The sequence below is a fragment of the Cupriavidus taiwanensis genome, from assembly GCF_900249755.1.
GTDB lineage: Bacteria > Pseudomonadota > Gammaproteobacteria > Burkholderiales > Burkholderiaceae > Cupriavidus > Cupriavidus taiwanensis_D.
Window position 1 is genome coordinate 2,600,847 of record NZ_LT976853.1, and the last position, 17,337, is coordinate 2,618,183.

At 62.4% G+C, this 17,337-nt stretch carries 12 protein-coding genes, 1 tRNA gene and 2 pseudogenes; 8 read left to right on the forward strand and 7 right to left on the reverse strand.

Annotation, left to right across the window (positions count from 1 at the left end; translation table 11 throughout):
- The first annotated feature begins 17 nt into the window (after positions 1–17).
- Entirely contained in the window at positions 18–1,229 is a 1,212-nt protein-coding gene (locus CBM2594_RS11885; RefSeq protein ID WP_116356991.1) for an MFS transporter, read from the forward strand.
- Positions 1,229–1,369: a hypothetical protein gene (locus CBM2594_RS11890; RefSeq protein ID WP_198048122.1), complete on the forward strand. Its 141-nt coding sequence runs from the start codon at positions 1,229–1,231 to the stop codon at positions 1,367–1,369. Before CBM2594_RS11885 ends, CBM2594_RS11890 begins: the two co-directional genes overlap by 1 nt.
- Before the next feature lie 123 nt (positions 1,370–1,492).
- On the opposite strand, the gene CBM2594_RS11895 is transcribed toward CBM2594_RS11890, so the two are convergent.
- Complete coding sequence (locus CBM2594_RS11895; RefSeq protein ID WP_116356992.1) at positions 1,493–3,427, reverse strand: ATP-binding cassette domain-containing protein; 1,935 nt, start codon at positions 3,425–3,427, stop codon at positions 1,493–1,495.
- A 340-nt stretch (positions 3,428–3,767) separates the two neighbouring features.
- Here CBM2594_RS11895 and CBM2594_RS11900 point away from each other — a divergent pair, with 340 nt between their 5' ends.
- Positions 3,768–4,946, forward strand: coding sequence for a benzoate/H(+) symporter BenE family transporter (locus CBM2594_RS11900; protein WP_116356993.1), 1,179 nt, complete (start codon positions 3,768–3,770; stop codon positions 4,944–4,946).
- A gap of 16 nt (positions 4,947–4,962) precedes the next feature.
- Here CBM2594_RS11900 and CBM2594_RS11905 read toward each other — a convergent pair whose 3' ends face one another.
- Complete coding sequence (locus tag CBM2594_RS11905) at positions 4,963–5,472, reverse strand: hypothetical protein (protein ID WP_116356994.1); 510 nt, start codon at positions 5,470–5,472, stop codon at positions 4,963–4,965.
- 255 nt (positions 5,473–5,727) lie between these two features.
- On the opposite strand from CBM2594_RS11905, the gene CBM2594_RS11910 reads away from it, so the two are divergent.
- Positions 5,728–6,060, forward strand: a complete 333-nt coding sequence (locus CBM2594_RS11910) for a DMT family transporter (protein WP_012353408.1) — start codon at positions 5,728–5,730, stop codon at positions 6,058–6,060.
- Here CBM2594_RS11910 and CBM2594_RS27065 read toward each other — a convergent pair.
- Positions 6,008–6,643 carry a DUF2188 domain-containing protein gene (locus CBM2594_RS27065; RefSeq protein ID WP_345775024.1) on the reverse strand — a complete coding sequence of 212 codons (636 nt, stop codon included), beginning with the start codon at positions 6,641–6,643 and terminating at the stop codon, positions 6,008–6,010. The genes CBM2594_RS11910 and CBM2594_RS27065 overlap by 53 nt on opposite strands.
- Here CBM2594_RS27065 and CBM2594_RS11920 point away from each other — a divergent pair.
- Both CBM2594_RS11920 and CBM2594_RS11925 read left to right on the forward strand, forming a co-directional pair.
- Positions 6,575–7,062: pseudogene (locus CBM2594_RS11920) on the forward strand (DNA cytosine methyltransferase); the annotation flags it as partial. The gene CBM2594_RS27065 and the pseudogene CBM2594_RS11920 overlap by 69 nt on opposite strands.
- A gap of 377 nt (positions 7,063–7,439) precedes the next feature.
- Complete coding sequence (locus CBM2594_RS11925; protein ID WP_116356996.1) at positions 7,440–8,372, forward strand: class I SAM-dependent methyltransferase; 933 nt, start codon at positions 7,440–7,442, stop codon at positions 8,370–8,372.
- On the opposite strand, the gene CBM2594_RS11930 is transcribed toward CBM2594_RS11925, so the two are convergent.
- From CBM2594_RS11930 to CBM2594_RS11945, 4 genes and pseudogenes are all read right to left on the reverse strand, one after another.
- On the reverse strand, positions 8,359–10,128 hold the full coding sequence (locus tag CBM2594_RS11930; protein ID WP_116356997.1) for a glycosyltransferase family 4 protein: 1,770 nt from the start codon (positions 10,126–10,128) through the stop codon (positions 8,359–8,361). The genes CBM2594_RS11925 and CBM2594_RS11930 overlap by 14 nt on opposite strands.
- A complete protein-coding gene (locus CBM2594_RS11935) occupies positions 10,122–12,056 on the reverse strand; it encodes a glycosyltransferase family 4 protein (protein WP_147310419.1) in 1,935 nt (644 codons plus the stop codon). Before CBM2594_RS11935 ends, CBM2594_RS11930 begins: the two co-directional genes overlap by 7 nt.
- A 269-nt stretch (positions 12,057–12,325) precedes the next feature.
- Positions 12,326–13,447, reverse strand: a pseudogene (locus tag CBM2594_RS11940) (tyrosine-type recombinase/integrase); the annotation flags it as partial.
- Between the two features lie 167 nt (positions 13,448–13,614).
- Positions 13,615–13,689, reverse strand: a tRNA-Arg gene (locus CBM2594_RS11945).
- A 152-nt stretch (positions 13,690–13,841) separates the two neighbouring features.
- On the opposite strand from CBM2594_RS11945, the gene CBM2594_RS11950 reads away from it, so the two are divergent.
- Both CBM2594_RS11950 and CBM2594_RS11955 read left to right on the forward strand, forming a co-directional pair.
- On the forward strand, positions 13,842–14,573 hold the full coding sequence (locus CBM2594_RS11950; RefSeq protein WP_116356998.1) for a PP2C family protein-serine/threonine phosphatase: 732 nt from the start codon (positions 13,842–13,844) through the stop codon (positions 14,571–14,573).
- Between the two features lie 823 nt (positions 14,574–15,396).
- Positions 15,397–17,316, forward strand: a complete 1,920-nt coding sequence (locus CBM2594_RS11955; RefSeq protein ID WP_116356999.1) for a DEAD/DEAH box helicase — start codon at positions 15,397–15,399, stop codon at positions 17,314–17,316.
- The last annotated feature ends 21 nt before the right edge of the window (positions 17,317–17,337 follow it).

Sequence of the window (17,337 nt, forward strand, 5' to 3'; positions counted from 1 at the left end):
GCACACCGAGCCAAGACATGCAGAACCGACAACTCTCCCTGACCACCGTGCTTGTGTGCGGTGGCTTGCTGGTCACGCTTTCGATGGGCATCCGGCACGGCTTCGGCCTGTTCAACCTGCCGATCACGCAGGCGCACGGCTGGAACCGCGAGACCTTCGCCTTCGCGCTGGCGCTGCAGAACCTGATGTGGGGCGCCAGCCAGCCCTTTGCCGGGGCGCTGGCCGACAAGTACGGAGCGCTGCGCATCATGCTGCTGGGCGTGGCGCTGTACGTGGCCGGGCTGGTGGTGATGGCGCTGGCGACCAGCGGCACCGCCTTCGCCACCGGTGCCGGCGTGATGATCGGCATCGCCCAGTCCGGCACCACCTACAGCATCGTCTACGGCGTGATCGGCCGCGTGGCCAGCCCGGAAAAGCGGGTCTGGGCCATGGGCATCGCCGCCGCGGCGGGCTCGTTCGGCCAGTTCCTGATGATCCCGGTGGAACAGGGGCTGATCTCGGGCCTGGGCTGGCAGAACGCGCTGTACGTGATGGCGCTGATGGCCTGCGTGATGCTGCCGCTGGCGCTGACCCTGCGCGAGCCGCGCGAGGCGGCACCCACCGGCGGCCAGCACCAGACCATCGGCCAGGCCATCCATGAAGCCTTCGGCAACCGCAACTTCCAGCTGCTGACGCTGGGCTATTTCGTGTGCGGCTTCCAGGTGGTCTTTATCGGCGTGCACCTGGCGCCGTACCTGAAGGACCAGGGCCTGACCGATCCCAAGGTGGCCGTGGTGGCGCTGGCGCTGATCGGGCTGTTCAATGTGTTCGGCACGTACACGGCGGGCGCGATGGGCCAGCGCCTGCCCAAGCGCTACCTGCTGGCGGCCATCTACCTGGCGCGCTCGGTGGTGATCGCCGCCTACCTGCTGCTGCCGCTGACGGTGGCCAGCACCTGGGTATTCGCGGCGGTGATGGGCTTCCTGTGGCTGTCGACGGTGCCGCTGACCAACGGCATCATCGCGCAGGTGTTCGGGGTGAAATACCTGTCGATGCTGTCGGGCGTGGTGTTCTTTTCGCACCAGATCGGCAGCTTCCTGGGCGCATGGCTGGGCGGCTACCTGTATGACCGCACCGGCGGCTACAACACGGTGTGGATGATCGCGATCGGGCTGGGCGTGCTGGCGGCGCTGGTCAACCTGCCGATCCGCGAGCAGGCGCTGGTGCGGGCGCAACCGGCGGCGGCGTGATGCGCACGACCCAGGCGCGCATGGCGAAAACGGCCGGGCTGGCGGTGCTGGCCGGGGTGCTGGCGCTTGGGTTCGTGGGGTATCTGCGGCCTACGTTTGTGGTCGATCTGACCAATATGGTGCTGGCGTGGTGTGGGTGAGCTTCACACCTGACACGTCTTACCCTGGCTGACTGTGTACTCCCTCTCCCGCGCGCGGGAGAGGGAGCAAACCCGCAGCGGGCGAGAGGCCCTCAGATGGCTCTCAGGCACCCGCAGCCGTCTTCACACCCCCTCCCCCTTCGACTTAGCCTCCAGCACCTCCCACCGCTCCAGCGCCTCCAGCAACTCCATCTCGATCTCGTCATGCCGCGTCCCCAGCAACGCGGCCTTGGCGGCATCGCTGACATAGAGCGAGCCATCCGCCAGCTGCGCCGAGATCGTCTTCTGCTCGGTTTCCAGCGCGGCAATGCGCTCAGGCAGCCCATCCAGTTCGCGCTGCTCCTTGTACGACAGCTTGACGGTGCGGTTGGCCCCGCGCGCCTCGCGCGAATCCTTGCCCTTGGCCGGCTCCGCCGCCTTCTGCTCCGCGGGCTTGCGCGCCGCCTGCAGCGCGGCGCTGCGGGCCGACTGCTCGACCCAGTCCGAATACCCGCCCACCGATTCACGCCAGACGCCGTCGCCTTCGGCGGCCAGCGTCGAGGTCACCACGTTGTCCAGGAACGCGCGGTCGTGCGACACCAGGAACACGGTGCCGCTGTAGTCCTGCAGCAGTTCTTCCAGCAGTTCCAGCGTGTCGATGTCGAGGTCGTTGGTGGGCTCGTCCAGCACCAGCACATTGGCCGGCCGCGCGAACAGGCGCGCCAGCAGCAGCCGGTTGCGCTCGCCGCCCGACAGCGACCTGACCGGCGAGCGCGCGCGCTCCGGCGCGAACAGGAAGTCGCCCAGGTAGCTCATCACGTGCTTGCGCTGGCCGTTGACCTCGACCCAGTCGCTGCCCGGGCTGATGGTGTCGGCCAGCGAGCGCTCCAGGTCCAGCGCGGTGCGCATCTGGTCGAAGTACGCCACCTGCAGGTTGCTGCCATTGCGCACGGTGCCGCTGTCCGGCGCCAGCTCGCCCAGGATCAGCCGCAGCAGCGTGGTCTTGCCGGCGCCGTTGGGGCCGATCAGGCCGACCTTGTCGCCGCGCATGATGGTGGCGGTGAAGTCGCGTACCACCACCTTGTCGCCATACGCCTTGCTGACATCGGTCAGCTCGGCCACGATCTTGCCCGAGCGGTCGGCCTGCGACACCTCCAGCTTCACGTTGCCCTGCACCTCGCGGCGCGCGGCACGCTCGTTGCGCATCGTCACCAGCCGCTGGATGCGCGACACGCTGCGCGTGCGGCGCGCTTCCACGCCCTTGCGGATCCACACTTCTTCCTGCGCCAGCAGCTTGTCGAACTTTGCCTGCTCGACCTGCTCGGCCGCCAGCATCTCTTCCTTGCGCGCCTGGTAGGCGGCGAAGTTGCCGGGAAAGGACACCAGCCGCCCGCGGTCCAGTTCGACGATGCGCGTGGCGACGCGATCGAGGAAGGCGCGGTCGTGGGTGATCAGCAGCACGCTGCCGCGGAATTGCAGCAGCAGGTCTTCGAGCCAGCGGATCGCCTCGACGTCGAGGTGGTTGGTGGGCTCGTCGAGCAGCAGGATGTCCGGCTCGGCCACCAGCGCCTGCGCCAGCGCGACGCGCTTCTGCAGGCCGCCGGAGAGCGCGTCGACGCGTGTGTGCGAATCCAGCCCCAGACGCGCCAGCGTGGTTTCCACGCGGGTGCGCAGCTGCCACGCGTCGGCCGCGTCGAGTTCGGACTGCAGCCGATGCAGCTCGGCCAGCGCCGCTTCGTCGTCGTGGTGCTCGGCGACGCGATCGGCGGCGGCCTCGTAGCGGACCAGCAGGTCGTGCGCGTCGCCCATGCCCTGCGACACCGCGTCGAACACGGTGATGCCGGGCGCGAACTGCGGCTCCTGCGGCACGTAGGCGCTGGTCACGCCGCTCTGGCGGGCAATCAGCCCGTCATCCGGCGCCGCCAGCCCGGCCACGATCTTCAGCAGCGACGACTTGCCCGAACCGTTGCGACCGATCAGCCCCACGCGCTCGCCGGCCTCCAGCGAAAAGTCGGTGTGGTCGAGCAGGGCCACGTGCCCGAAGGCAAGCTGGGCGTCGGTAATGGAAAACAGGGCCATGGGAAGGAAGACGAGACAGCGAGGGAAGAAGGGACGGGCCGGCGGCGCGGGCGCGCCCGGCGGCAGCCCGCATTGTAGACGACCGGCAGCGCGAGCCGGCGGGGCAAAAAAGAAGGGCCCGCGCACTGCGGGCCCAAGAGTCTCTCCTCGGTGCCCTGCTCGCAAGGCACGAAACCAGCATAACAACGGCCCACGGCCCGCTCCAGTCGGACAAGTCCGTAAGGGAAAGCCCCGTCAACGGCGCCGCCCGCGCCCCGCCCGGGCCTAGCCGGCCAAATTGGTACGGACCAGGCACTCATGCGAAGATGGCGGCCGTACCCAAGTGCCTGCCGCCCGTCCCATGACCACCGCTGCCCTGAAATTTTCCGACCTGTCCGTGTCGGCGCTCGTCGCCGGGCTGGTCGCCACGCTGACCGGCTACACCAGTTCGCTGGTGCTGATGATCCAGGCGGGACACGCGGCCCACCTGAGCGACGCGCAGATCTCGTCGTGGATCTGGGCGCTGTCGATCGGCATGGGCATCACCACCATCGGCCTGTCGCTGGCATTGCGCGTGCCGGTCGTGGTGGCATGGTCCACGCCGGGCGCGGCGCTGCTGATCGCCAGCCTGCCCGGCGTGCCCTACGCCGAAGCGATCGGCGCCTTCCTGCTGGCCGCGCTGCTGATGACGGCGGCCGGCATGACCGGCTGGTTCGACAAGCTGATGCGCGCCCTGCCGGCCAGCATTGCCTCGGCGCTGCTGGCCGGCATCCTGTTCCGCATCAGCGTGGACGTGTTCGTGCAGGCGCAGCACCAGACCGTGCTGCTGCTGGCGATGTTCGCCGCCTTCCTGCTGGGGCGGCGGCTGTGGCCGGCCTATGCGGTACCGGGGGTGCTGCTGGCCGGCGTGGTGGTGGCAGGAGCATTGGGGCGGCTCGACTTCTCGGGCGTGCGGCTGGAGCTGGCGGTGCCGGTGTGGACCACGCCGGCGTTCTCGATGCCGGCCTTTATCAGCCTGGCCATCCCCTTGTTCATCGTCGCGCTGGCGTCGCAGAACATTCCCGGGCTGGCGGTACTGCAGGCCGATGGCTACCACGTGCCGGCCTCGCGGCTGATCACCGTCACCGGGCTGGCCTCGGCCGCGCTGGCGCCGTTCGGCTCGCACGGCATCAACCTGGCGGCCATCACCGCGGCGATCTGCACCGGCCCGCAGGCCGATCCCGACCGCCACCGCCGCTATACCGCGGCGGTGGTCTGCGGCGTCGGCTACCTGGTCGCGGGCACGCTGGCCGCCAGCATCGCCGCGCTGTTCGCCGCCTTCCCGCAGGCGCTGGTGGTGGGCGTGACCGCGTTCGCGCTGATGGGCTCGATCGCCAACGGCCTGACCGTCGCCATGCAGGTCCCGGCCGAGCGCGAAGCCGCCCTGCTGACCTTCATGATCACGGCCTCGGGCATGACCCTGGCGGGCATCGGCTCGGCGTTCTGGGGCGTGGTGGGCGGCGTGCTCGCCTACCACGTGCTGCGCCGGCGCACGGCCTGACGGCCGCGCCGGCGCGCTACAGCAGCAGGAAAGCCAGGTCGGACAGGCCGATGTCTTCGGGCGGCACGCCCTTGCGGCGCTGGAACAGGATGTGCTGCAGCACGCGGTCGCGGTTGCCGGCAAAGGTCTCCGCGTCAAGCCGCAGCGCCACGCGCGCGTAGTGCTCGGCCAGCAGCCGGTAGACCCGGTGCCGCACCCGCAGCATCTCGTTGTCGGCATGCAGCTGGCTGACGGCGCTTGCGTGTTCTTCTTCGAGCTGGCGCATGCCCACGACCACCCGCGCGTGCATGCCGCGGTAGCGGTCGGCCTCGGCATGGGCCTTGCGCAGTTCTTCGCGCAGCGCGCGTACGTCCTGCATCAGCTTCAGGTTGTGCTGCACGCCGCGCTGGATGCGCGCGGCTTCCTCCAGCGCCTGGTCCGCTGCCGCAATCGTGTCTTGCCAAGGAGTGACGTCCGGCGCGATGCCCGTGTCCCCGGACGCCGATGGCGCCGGGACGGCCACGCCGTCGATGCCAGTGTGTTGCATACCGCTCCCCTTACCCCAAGCCCGCCGCCGGCATCGTCATGTGCCGGCCTGGTCAGGCAAACTGCCGCGACTGCCTGGACAACCGTCCTGCCGCGGGCCAGCATGCGCCCGCCTGTTCTCATTTTGATCGGCACATTGAATCCCGCATTGCCGTCTCGCACAACCACCGCGAGGGAGGGACGCGGCTTTGGCGCAACATGCGCGGGACGCTAAGATGCCGGCTCAGGCCCATGCCGGCCAGCCATTTTCTGCACCATGAACGGATACCTGTTGCTCGCCCTCGCCATCGTCGCCGAAGTCATTGCCACCAGCAGCCTGAAAGCGTCGCAGGGTTTTACCCGGCTGCTGCCCAGCGTGCTGGTGGTCACCGGCTACGTCGCCGCCTTTTACCTGCTGATGCTGGTGATGCGCACGGTGCCGGTCGGCATCGCCTATGCCATCTGGAGCGGCGCGGGAATCGTGCTGGTCTCGCTGATCGCGGTGGTGCTGTACCGGCAGGTGCCGGACCTGGCGGCGTGTGTCGGGATCGGGCTGATTATTGCCGGGGTGGCGGTGATCCAGCTGTTTTCGAAGACGAGCGCGCATTGACGAGCATCACGCGCGGATCCCTGCCACCATCGCCGAAGGAAATGCGCCGGCCGATACGGCCATCGCGCGTGTGGACGACCAGGTCGACCCGCTCTTGCTGCGCCTTCGCCGTGCCGGCCGCAATGGCGGCTTCGCGGCTGGGAAAAACGAGACGGCCCTCGCCGTCGCAGGCGCTTTCCACCACCCACTGAAGCCCCTCGATTCGCAAAACGTGAATGTGCCGGTCCGACATGGCTGCTCCAAAGCTGACGGAGTGAGTATCAGTAGTCGGCAGCATGGCCGGTATCGGATTTTGTCCGACATGGCGTTGTCGTAACGGACGGATTATTTTCCGCTTGCAATCCAACCCGGCCTGTGCAGCGGCCAAAGGCGGCAACCCGCGGACGGTGATGCCGCGCAATCGCCAAAATGACGTGGGAGCAAGAACTTTGGCAAACTGTTGCCAGGTGAACCGGTGGTCCCGCCGACAGGATTCATAAGAACGCCTGAAATCCTTTATCGGCGCGGAATAACATACGCGGTGGCTGACCGTCGCCCGGGCATGCGGCGCGAGCGTGGCGATCGCTACCTGACTGGCGGGCATTACGGCATGGTGGGCTGGAATCAGCCGAGCGGCGCAGTGTCGGCAGTGCTGGCCACGACAACGGCCGTTGGTCAGTCGCCGACCCTCGGCTACCGGCAGCGAACGACAAGCTGGTGGCCATCATCCGCGCGCTCGACGGCACCTGGCATCGCACCTTCACCACGCTGGAGCTGGCCGCGATCCGGTCGCTGATCGAGCCGGAGGAATACCTGGAACTGGACGGACTGAGCGATCAGGCGTGGCGCGAGCGCATCGGCAACGCGGTGCCGCAGGACGCCGCTCAGGCGATTGCCGAGGTGATGGGCACCACGCTGCTGCTGGCCGAGACCGGCGAGGCAATCATGCTGTCCGCAACGCCAGTGTGGGTGCGGCCGGTGGCTGTGGCGTTGTCAGTTGCACAGCATGCTGAGGCCGCATGAGCACCGAATCGTAACGCCGATTATCCGGCTGCCGGGATCCGGCAGCTTGTCGTCTCGGCAAAACCGGGATCCAATAGCTTGGAGTGGTACTGTCCGCCGGCCACAACGTGCTTTAATCATCGCAAATCTGAGCACGAGTCGGCTAAGCACCACCGGGCAAGTTACACTAAGCCGTACCCGTCGCCCGAACTAAGGCACTCCGCTACAGGTCCAAAGCAGCAAATCTGCGGCCACAGTTGAGGAAACGCTGGCGAAGGATACAGCCTCTGTTATGAGCATTTTATTTGGCGCCTAACAGGCGGCACGACACGAGCCTGATCAAACACGCCCGTTATTACTCAGAATACTAACTGGCAAAGTATTAATTGAGGATCAATATGAGCGGAGAAATCTGGCAGCAAATCACTTGTCGCCCACTGGTGCCCGGTCTACAGCCGGCTCTTTCTACCATTGATCTACAGGAAACGGAGCCGGATGTTGAGCATCAGATAAGTGAAGCCGAAAACGACTGGATCATCAGATATTTCAGGCAATTTCACCTCCCAATATTCCAAAGCACCGGAATAAATTTAGATGACCTTAGAATTCTAGAAGTCGGAGCTGGGTTTGGGCAACTTGCATACGGAACAGCAAGAAATGTGTGCCCGAAATTTTATACAGCAACCGATATTTTTCCGCAACTGGTATCACGGCTTGAAGATAATTTCAAGAAATGGGAAGCGAACAATTTCGTTGCTGCCTTACTAGACCCAAATAAAGACGATATTCACGTAAAGGACGGAGCTTTCAACGTAATTCAATCCCACTCCGTTCTGCACCATATTCTCCACTACGAGGATGCGCTGGCACGCCTCTACGGAAAGTTGGACTCCCCCGGAGTCATGATTTTCTGTGAGCCTTGCCTTGATGCTTACGTCTATTTTCAAACTCTAACCAAGGTCTTTCGGCGCGAAGCAAAAATATCTAATGAACTGAAGGATCAGCTTCATTATTTAGATATATATATAGACCAGAGATGTGGCTCAGAACGTCGGAACGCAGATTTCCTTGCCCAATTTGGCGCCGGAGACAAATATCTATATAGCCCCTTCGATCTTCAAGACATAGCAGAAAAGCTCGGCGCAAATTTACATGTCTGGAAAGACAAACGAAAGGCACGCGGAAATTTCAGATTTGAACTCAGCATCCGAGGCGCATCTGAAGAGGAACTACTACAATTCGACGCCTTGTTAGATGAGATCCTGCCCACGGGCGTGGACGAAGCCTATTTCGCCGACCTAAGGCAGGTATTCTCTCTCACGAAGTTCTGACAACGCCCCCCAGCCTCTTCAAAATCCTAAGATGGCTGGGGAGCCTTCTAGAGTCGTTACGAGGCAAGGGACTTAGTGGGGCCTCACTCAGATACCCGTTTTCGATCATTAGCGAACCGACGGGGTACGCGAAGTTTCCATCGTTCCATTCCAACAGTCTGAGGGACTTAATCATATTCCTGCAGGAGAATCGGATATCGACCTTGTCATTCTCCCGAATATCGAGCCTTGCAGGCCAGCGAGCGGCACATGTCGTTTGGGGTCGGATGCTCTCGATGGTGACTAGTGCTTGCGCCGCGATGCCTCCATTCTTTACCACCTCCACGAGGATCTCAGCACCTTGCGCAAAAGGCTCGTAGATTGCAGAAAACTCCACACCATACCAGCCAACATTCGCCTGAGAAACAAAGCTGTACCAATGAAACGGGATGCTCGACAAATCCTCACTCTGCTTAGCCACCGCTCGACTATGCGCCTTTTGCTCCGCTATTGGAGAAAATGGCACATATGCCATCTGATTTTCTATCAGCAACACTGTAGGGGCCGGGGTCGTAGCATGGACACCACTCGAAGCTTTACTCTTCAGCAAATATAGCAAATCAATTAAAAAACGCGCTTCATCTCGATATGGAGATGTGATTTTAGAAATCTTGCCAAGCACTTGAGAAAAATCGTCAATCGCTCTACTCGCAGCAAAGAACGTTGAAACACGCTGCTTTCCACCGCTTACCAACTTTTTGTGCAACACCTCGTCTTCGAAAACCTTACGCATTGCCCCTGCGAGGGCTACAGCATCGCCAGGGGGCACCAAAATTCCGCTAATGCCGTCCTCAATGATCTCTGTTAAGCCGCCGGCAGCCGAGGCGATGACAGGCGTCCCAACAGACATTGATTCAATCGCAACCATTCCGAACGGCTCAACAAATGAAGGCATTATCGTTGCGGTGCAGCTCTGATATACGCGTTGCACATCAGAGACGCGCCCACGGAACTCCACAACATCGTCGACGCCCAGTTGAGACGTAAGCCCTCTAAGTTGCTTCTCGCTGTGTCCCGCAGCGTAGAGTTCCACCTTGACTGGCAGACCCTGCTCCTTGAGTATGGCGGCGGCCTCGATCAATATATCGATGCCTTTGTGAGGTTCTAGTGTTGAGAGCGCGCAAAAGGTAGCGGGCCGCCTCTGGACCTCACCGTCGGCTCGCATGTCGGTCCAGTTGTGAATCGTCTGTACCGGTTTGTGAGGAACCAGGTCTTGAAAGAACGCTGACGTCCACTCTGAGCACGTGACAATATGCGATGCCAGATTAAGAGCGACTTTGTCAAATGACGCGCGTACTGCCGGAGTCCCGGCACTCATACTTGAGTCAATCACGCCATGTGCCCAAAGTACATAGGGCAAATTTGCCTCAAAGCACCCAAGTGCACCCTCAAGATTCGTAAGAGTGTTAACGATAGCAATATCGGCTTGAATGAGCCGTAGAGCCTCTGCATATTCTTCCGCTCTTGGAAGCAACTGACTCACATAAGCCGGAACATCATGCGCCTGCTGAGCGATATACCATTTCATCGATGGAACCTCGCACCACATTATCCCGTGCTGAGCCAGGACCTCCGTCATTTTTCCATGCGAAGGATTTGGGATCAGAACAATCGGCTCATAGTCAACGTGCTGCTTAAGGAGAATCGCCAAATTGGTCAGCATTCGCTCCGCGCCGGTCATATGCGGAGAATGAGAAATCAGCGCGACATTTAGCATTTCTTTTTACCTTCTGCGATAACACGCTTGACCATTTCGATAAACGGTTTAGCAACAACTGGAACGGTATAGTGCTTTGCAACGTCATCCCGAGCCGCGGAGTACATTCGAGACAACTTAGCATGATCCAATGCTGATTTTATGCAACCGTACCAGTCCAATGCGGTTTCCGGACCGTTGACGAGGAATCCATTCTCTTGGTCTTTAATAAACCACCGATACGGCTCCACATCAGAATAGATACCAACGGCGCCGAGTGCCGTTATTTCTAGATATTTGTTAGGGCACTTCGAAGCGGAGGTGCGGGAACTGTCTAGCGGCGCAACTAATAAATCAACCCCTAATTTTCTCAATTCACGAGCATAGTTGGAATAGGACATATGTGGTCGACGGATGACCCGGCAACCATCCAAATAGCTCGCTTGATTAGGCAATACGGTGCCGGATAAGAGAATATCGACATCACGGCGCTCGCGCCCAATCATTCCTAGCGCCTGAAATGGCTCGTCGGTATAGCGCGGGGATCCGGAATAGCCAATCAGAAATCGTGATTGTGAATTCGGACGTGGCGTCTTTTCGAATTGATCCAGATCAACGCTATTGGGGAGGGAAAGGATATTATTATTATAGGGCGACAGATCTTCCATCAGATGCTTATTGTAGGTAAGCACGTAGTCAGCACCCACAATACCTGCTATAAAATTCCTGAAATACTCTGAGTGCTCGCCAAACGCCTCACCATATTGCTCAGGCCAGTCTTTTGCAACTGAGAACCAGTTGTCATCTATCATGTAGACCGTCGGGATCTTAAGCTCGTCGCACCACTTAAGAATATTGTGAATATTCTCGACTTTGGTTCGAGACAGGAAAACAATATCGCTTCCGTAAAAGTCGGATTTCTTGGCCGTATGATCAAAAATAGACTTATAGCTAGCCACCGAAGCCCCGGCAAGATGATCTAAATAATTAAAAAAACATAGCCGATTGTGATGGTATCCCCAAACTCCACCGGTAACGACAACTTTTATAGGACAATCCGCGAGCGGGAATGATGCCGTGGTCTGAACGAGATTTTTGTTACTGAAAAGATCGATTTGCCTCAGGTGATAGGCTCGTTCATTGGTCGGCAAATCTTGCAACACCAATGCTTGGTCAAAAGATGTAGACGGAGTGACGGCATCAAGCCATGGCTGTTTAGAAACATACCTCTGACGAACGTCTTCCGATGCGGGATACACACGACCGTAAATGGAATAAAGCCCAAAATCGTGATCAGCGTGTATATGATCGCCTGTTTCTACCGTCATCGGGCTGTTGGCTGTCAGACGTGTTAGCATCGCCCACTCTGCCGACTGTTGCAGTATCGGAGAGCTGTCGAAGCCGCCAACATTTTCCAGCAAGGCCCTTGGAATTAGCGAATCGGCGACTGAGGCGATATCAGCCGTCGAAAGCAGCGTATGCAAGATGTGGCTATTAGGGGCATGAGGTAACCCACACCGCTGTAGTCGATCGTTGGAAAGAATAAAATGGATACTCTTACCATCCTTATCTTCCTGCGCCAAATTGATCAATCTCTTCATTACATCAGAATTGATTGACATCGTTGGGCGACTGAATAGCATAAATCTTCCCGTCGCCCGCTTTAACCCTAGGTTAAACAACTCTGATGGCAGATATTGCTGGCGCGATGTGTAGAGAAACGTTGCACTCGGATACCGATGCTTGAACCCCTGCAAGGCGGGCATGGTAGACCATAGACTACCATCAAAAACGAATATCATTTCGAAGTTCTGGCAATCGATCTTGGAGAGCTCTTCTTGCATTCTCAAAAGAAAGGCCTCGCCGGAGATCAGATCACCAAGCACCGCAGTGATCATCGAGATGGTGCCTATGCCGCCATTGGTTTCTGTAGGGACTGCGTGGTTCATAGAGGAGCAATCAGGGGCAATCTTGGTAAAAAAGTTCAGCACTCGAGTGGGGGAATCTTATCTCGAAGAGCAGCCAAGCATGCTGTTAGTGTTACGTGTACGCCGCACGACGTTTCCTTTGCCGTGGCCTACCCGCTTCTATTGAATCCATCATTGACGGACATGGTTTGGCGCCCAACACCATGGATCTCACTGCAAACCGTCATTAGAAGCACTGCGAGGTGATCGGCCCACGCCTGCATCATTTGCCGGCGCGCGGCCAAATACTAGGCGTGATTGTAAGCGGCTCGGACCTTGTTGCGCTCCACATGCCCCAACTGGCGCTCGATCATGTCTGGCCGGAACCCTAGCTCATTGAGCGCGGTCGAGGCCACCCCACGAAAGCCGTGCCCCGTCATCCGGGAGTGATATCCCATCCGGTACAGCGCATAGAGCATCGTGTTGTTGCTGATGTGGCCGGTTTTGCCCCGCGGGCTGTAGAACAGGAAGTCGCGGTGGCCAGTGATTTCGCGGAGCTCCGCCAGCACGGCCAGCGCCTGCGTCGACAGCGGCACGATGTGTGGGTCGCGCATCTTCATCCGTTCGGCCGGGATGCGCCATTCGGCCTTGGCCTCATCGATCTCGCCCCAGCGCGCCTGGATCATCTCAGTGGTGCGCACGAACGTCAGCGTCATGAACTGGAGCGCCAGGCGGGTTACGGCGTCACCCTCGTATGCATCAATGTCTCGCAGCAGGTGCGGCAACTCGAGATGCGAGACGCGCGCCTGGTGCTGGACCGGCTCTGACCTGAGCGCTGCGGCGCTATCGATGTCCGCCGCCGGGTTGCGGTCGCACAGGCCGTAGATGATCCCGTACTGGAACACCGCGCGCATACGCTGCAGGATGCGCTTCGTCGTATCGCGGACGCCGCGGGCCCCCACCTTCCTGAGAAGGTCCAGGACGGCCGACGCCTTGATGTCCGCGATAGGCGTGATGCCCAGCACCGGGAAGACGTCGTTCTCCAGCGAGGCCAGCACCTTGCCGGCGTAGACCTCGTTCCAGCTACTCTTCTGAGTGGCGTGCCAGTCTCGCCCCACGGCCTCGAACGAGTTCCCCACGGCAATGCGCGCGGCGCGGCGTTCTTCCTGCTTCACGGCCCCAGGATCGCCCGACGATGGCGCGCGCGGTCTCGCGCTGCGACCTAGCCTGCGCCAAGGTCACGCCCGGGTACACACCGAAGCCGAGCCGGCTCTCGCTGCCGGAATGCCGTACATACTTGAAGCGCCAGAGCTTCCGGCCATCGGGCATTATCTCGATGTAGAGGCCTCCACCGTCGAAACCTTATAGGCCTTCTCGCGCGGCTTGGCGTTACGGATTTTGGTATCGGTTAGGGGCTCGACCGTGCGGGGCATCGCGTTAGGGGCACTGAAAACAGGGCATTCGGAGATGCCCCGAAGAATGCCCCAAAAAGTGACGGATGCAAACGGCCAAAGGCGAACTGCGGCGAACGCCGTATCGGCTGAAAGCCTTGATTTACAGGGGATGGAAGGACGTTGGCGGACTGCCATGAACCATTCTGTGGTCCCGCCGACAGGAATCGAACCTGTATCTAGCGCTTAGGAGGCGCTCGTTCTATCCATTGAACTACGGCGAGGGACAGGACTGCCAGGATGGATGGTGAGCCGCGGGCGCGGTGATCCTGGAGACGGGCGGGAGTATATCAAAATCCGCACCCGGCCGGCCCGGCAAAGTGGCCGTGCGTCGGTGCACTGGCGCCATGGGCGCGCAGCGGAAACAAGATCAGGCATGGACTCGCAGTTTCAATGGACCTCGGCGGCGTGCACGGACGTCGGCCATGTGCGCGCGCGCAATGAGGACGCGTGCCTGGACCGGCCCGCGCAGGCGCTGTGGGCTGTGGCCGATGGCATGGGCGGGCACGCGCTCGGCGATGTCGCCAGCCAGGCGGTGGTGGCAGCGCTGGCGGCGCTGCCCGCGCAGGGACCGCTGGAAGACCGGCTCGGCGCCACGCACGCGGCGCTGCAGGCGGTGAACCGGGAGCTGGTCGATGAGGCTGCGCGGCTGGGCGTGCGCTGTATCGGCAGCACGGTGGTAGTGCTGCTGGCCACGGACGGCCGCTGTGCCTGCGTGTGGGCTGGCGACAGCCGGCTGTACCGGTTGCGCGGCGGGCAGCTGGCGCGCCTCACGCGCGACCACAACTACGCCGGGCAGCTGCTGGCAACCGGATGGATCACGGAAGAGCAGGCGCGCCGCCATCCCACGCGCAACACCATCACGCGCGCGGTGGGCGCGACGCCGGCACTGGAGCCGGAGCAATGGCTGGACGACGTCGCCGATGGCGACATCTTCCTGCTGTGCAGCGACGGCCTGAGCAACGAGGTCGACGACGACACGATCGCGGCGGTGCTGGCGCGGCACGATGTGGCGCAGGCCGCGCCGGAGCTGGTGCGCCTGGCGCTCGACGCGGGCGGGCGCGACAACGTGTCGGTGGTGGTGGTGCGCGCGGCAAGGGCCGGATGAAAGCGGCTACCGCCGCTCGTGACATGCCCCAAATGAAAAGCCCGCCATCGCTGGCGGGCTTTGGATGCGGACGGGCCCGGACCGCCCGGGTCACGCGGTCAGCAGTTCGGTCATTCTGTATCCATGCAGGCTTCCCATGATTCCGCCCATGACGCGGACGCCCATCCGGACCACCCGGAGAGTCGCAGGAAGACTGGCGACTGGAGTCAATGACCGCAGTGCTTGCCGCGAACAGCGGCGCAATGCCGCTGAAGGAGGTCAAGCGGGAACGTTTTCGTCCGCCCCGTGCGGGCATCCTGTGTGCTCGCGCCTAAAGTATAGGCGGGGCGTTTCCGCTTTCAACCAGCCGGCAAGCGCCCGCTGCGCGGGTGCAGCGCCGCTGACATATCCGGTTACGTTTTCGCAGTGCAACAAAATTCTGGCACTCTGCTATAATCCGCGCCGTGAGTTTCGCAACTGTGAGATCCGCCAAGCGCCCGGCTTCCTGCCGCGGCGAATCCGCTGCCCTCCCAAGCTCTGTTTCCTCGCTGCCGGACGCCTAGTCATCACAATATGGCCCCAGCCGCCCAGCAGAACGCACCGCTCACCTGACGTCGCCTCGTCTCCGATCCTGTTGAACAGCCTGAAACCTGAGCTGTTTGCCTGCCAGGGATACGGCCGGACCGCCTAGCGGGACCAGCCACCGCCCTGCCTGCCGCCGTACTGCCAGCTGTGTCTGTCGTAACGGCCTCACCGATTGGCGCCGAAGCCTTTTTAAGACTTTGCACTGCGCCCACCCCATGATGCGTTTCGGGGTGCCATGCATTTATTTGACCATTCCGACATGACCCAGCACGACATTCGTGCGGAGCAAGCTATTGCCTCCGCGACCGACGCTTCGATCACTTCCGACGCTGCCCAGAGCCCGCTCGACAAGCTCGACGCCCTGCTCAACCCCAGCCCGGCAGTTGAAGAAGCCCCGGCCGTGGAAAGCGGTTTCGCCACGCTTGGCCTCGACGCGGCCATCCTGCGCGCGCTCTCCGAACTGAACTACAACACGCCCACGCCGGTGCAGGCCCAGGCCATCCCGGCCTTCCTGGCCGGTCGCGACCTGCTGGTCTCGAGCCAGACCGGCTCGGGCAAGACGGCGGCGTTCATGCTGCCGGCGATCCAGCGCATCAGCGAAATGCCCGCGCCGCAGCGTGCCACCGAGCCCGCCAAGCGCATGAAGGGCAAGCGCCCGCGCCCGTCGCCGGCCCAGCCGGCACTGCTGGTGCTGACGCCGACGCGCGAACTGGCGCTGCAGGTGACCGAGGCTGCCGCCAAGTACGGCCGCAACCTGCGCCGCATCGTCTGCGCCAGCATCCTGGGCGGCATGCCCTACCCCAAGCAGCTGGCCGCGCTGGCCAAGATGCCTGACATCCTGGTGGCGACGCCGGGCCGCCTGCTCGACCATATCGACGCCGGCCGCATCGACCTGTCGGCGCTGCAGATGCTGGTGTTCGACGAGGCCGACCGCATGCTCGACATGGGCTTTGCCGACGACATCGACGCCATCGTCAATGCCACCCCGGCTTCGCGCCAGACGCTGATGTTCTCGGCGACGCTGGATGCGCGTATCGCCCAGCTGGCCTCGCGCCAGCTGAAGGATCCGCAACGCATCGAGATCGCCGCGGCCCGCGCCGACCAGAGCCATATCGAGCAGCGCCTGCACTTCACCGACGACATGTCGCACAAGGAGCGCCTGCTGGACCACCTGCTGCGCGACGCGACGCTCAAGCAAGCCATCGTCTTCACCGCGACCAAGCGCGATGCCGATTCGCTGGCCGAGCGCCTGTCGGACACCGGCTTCTCCGCCGGCGCGCTGCACGGCGACATGACCCAGGGCGCGCGCAACCGCACCCTGACCGCGCTGCGCCGCGGCAACCTGCGCGTGCTGGTGGCCACCGACGTGGCCGCGCGCGGCATCGACGTGCCCGATATCACCCACGTGGTCAACTTCGACCTGCCCAAGCAGGCCGAGGACTACGTGCACCGCATCGGCCGTACCGGCCGCGCGGGCCGCTCGGGCACCGCCATCAACCTGGTGAACCACAACGACATGTTCCAGTGGAAGCGCATCGAGCGCTTCACCAACCAGCGCATCGACGCTTCGGTGATCGAAGGCCTGGAGCCGCGCCGCTCGCCCAAGCCGCGTTCCAACTTCGGCGGCAAGCCGGGCGGCGGCCGCGGTGATTTCCGCGGCGGCAATGGCGGCGGCTACCGTGGCGGCGAACGCAGCTTCGGCGACCGCAAGTTCGGCGGCGGCGAGAACCGCACCGGCTTCGGCGAGCGCAAGTTCAGCGGCGAGAGCCGTGGCTTCGGCAACCGCACCGAAGGCGCGCGCCCGTTCGGCGACGACAACCGCGGCGGCTTTGGCAACCGTGAAGGCGGCTACCGGGGCCAGGGCGGCCAGGGCACCGGCTACCGCGGCGCCAGCGACGGCGCCCGCGGCTTCGGCAACCGTGAAGGCGGCCGCCCGTTCGGCGACGATAACCGCGGCGGCTTCGGCAACCGCGACGGCGCGCGCAGCTTCGGCGACAGCCGTGGCAACGGCGGCGGCACCGGCGGCGGCTACCGCGGCAATGCCGGCAACGGCGAAGGCCGCAGCTTCGGCAACCGCGACGGCAACCGTGGCTTTGGCGGCAATGGCGGCGGCTTCGGCGGCAACGGCGGTGGCAATGGCGGCGGCAACCGCAACAGCCGCTCGCGCTACGAGCGCTGATCGCGCGGTGCGCTGAGCGCA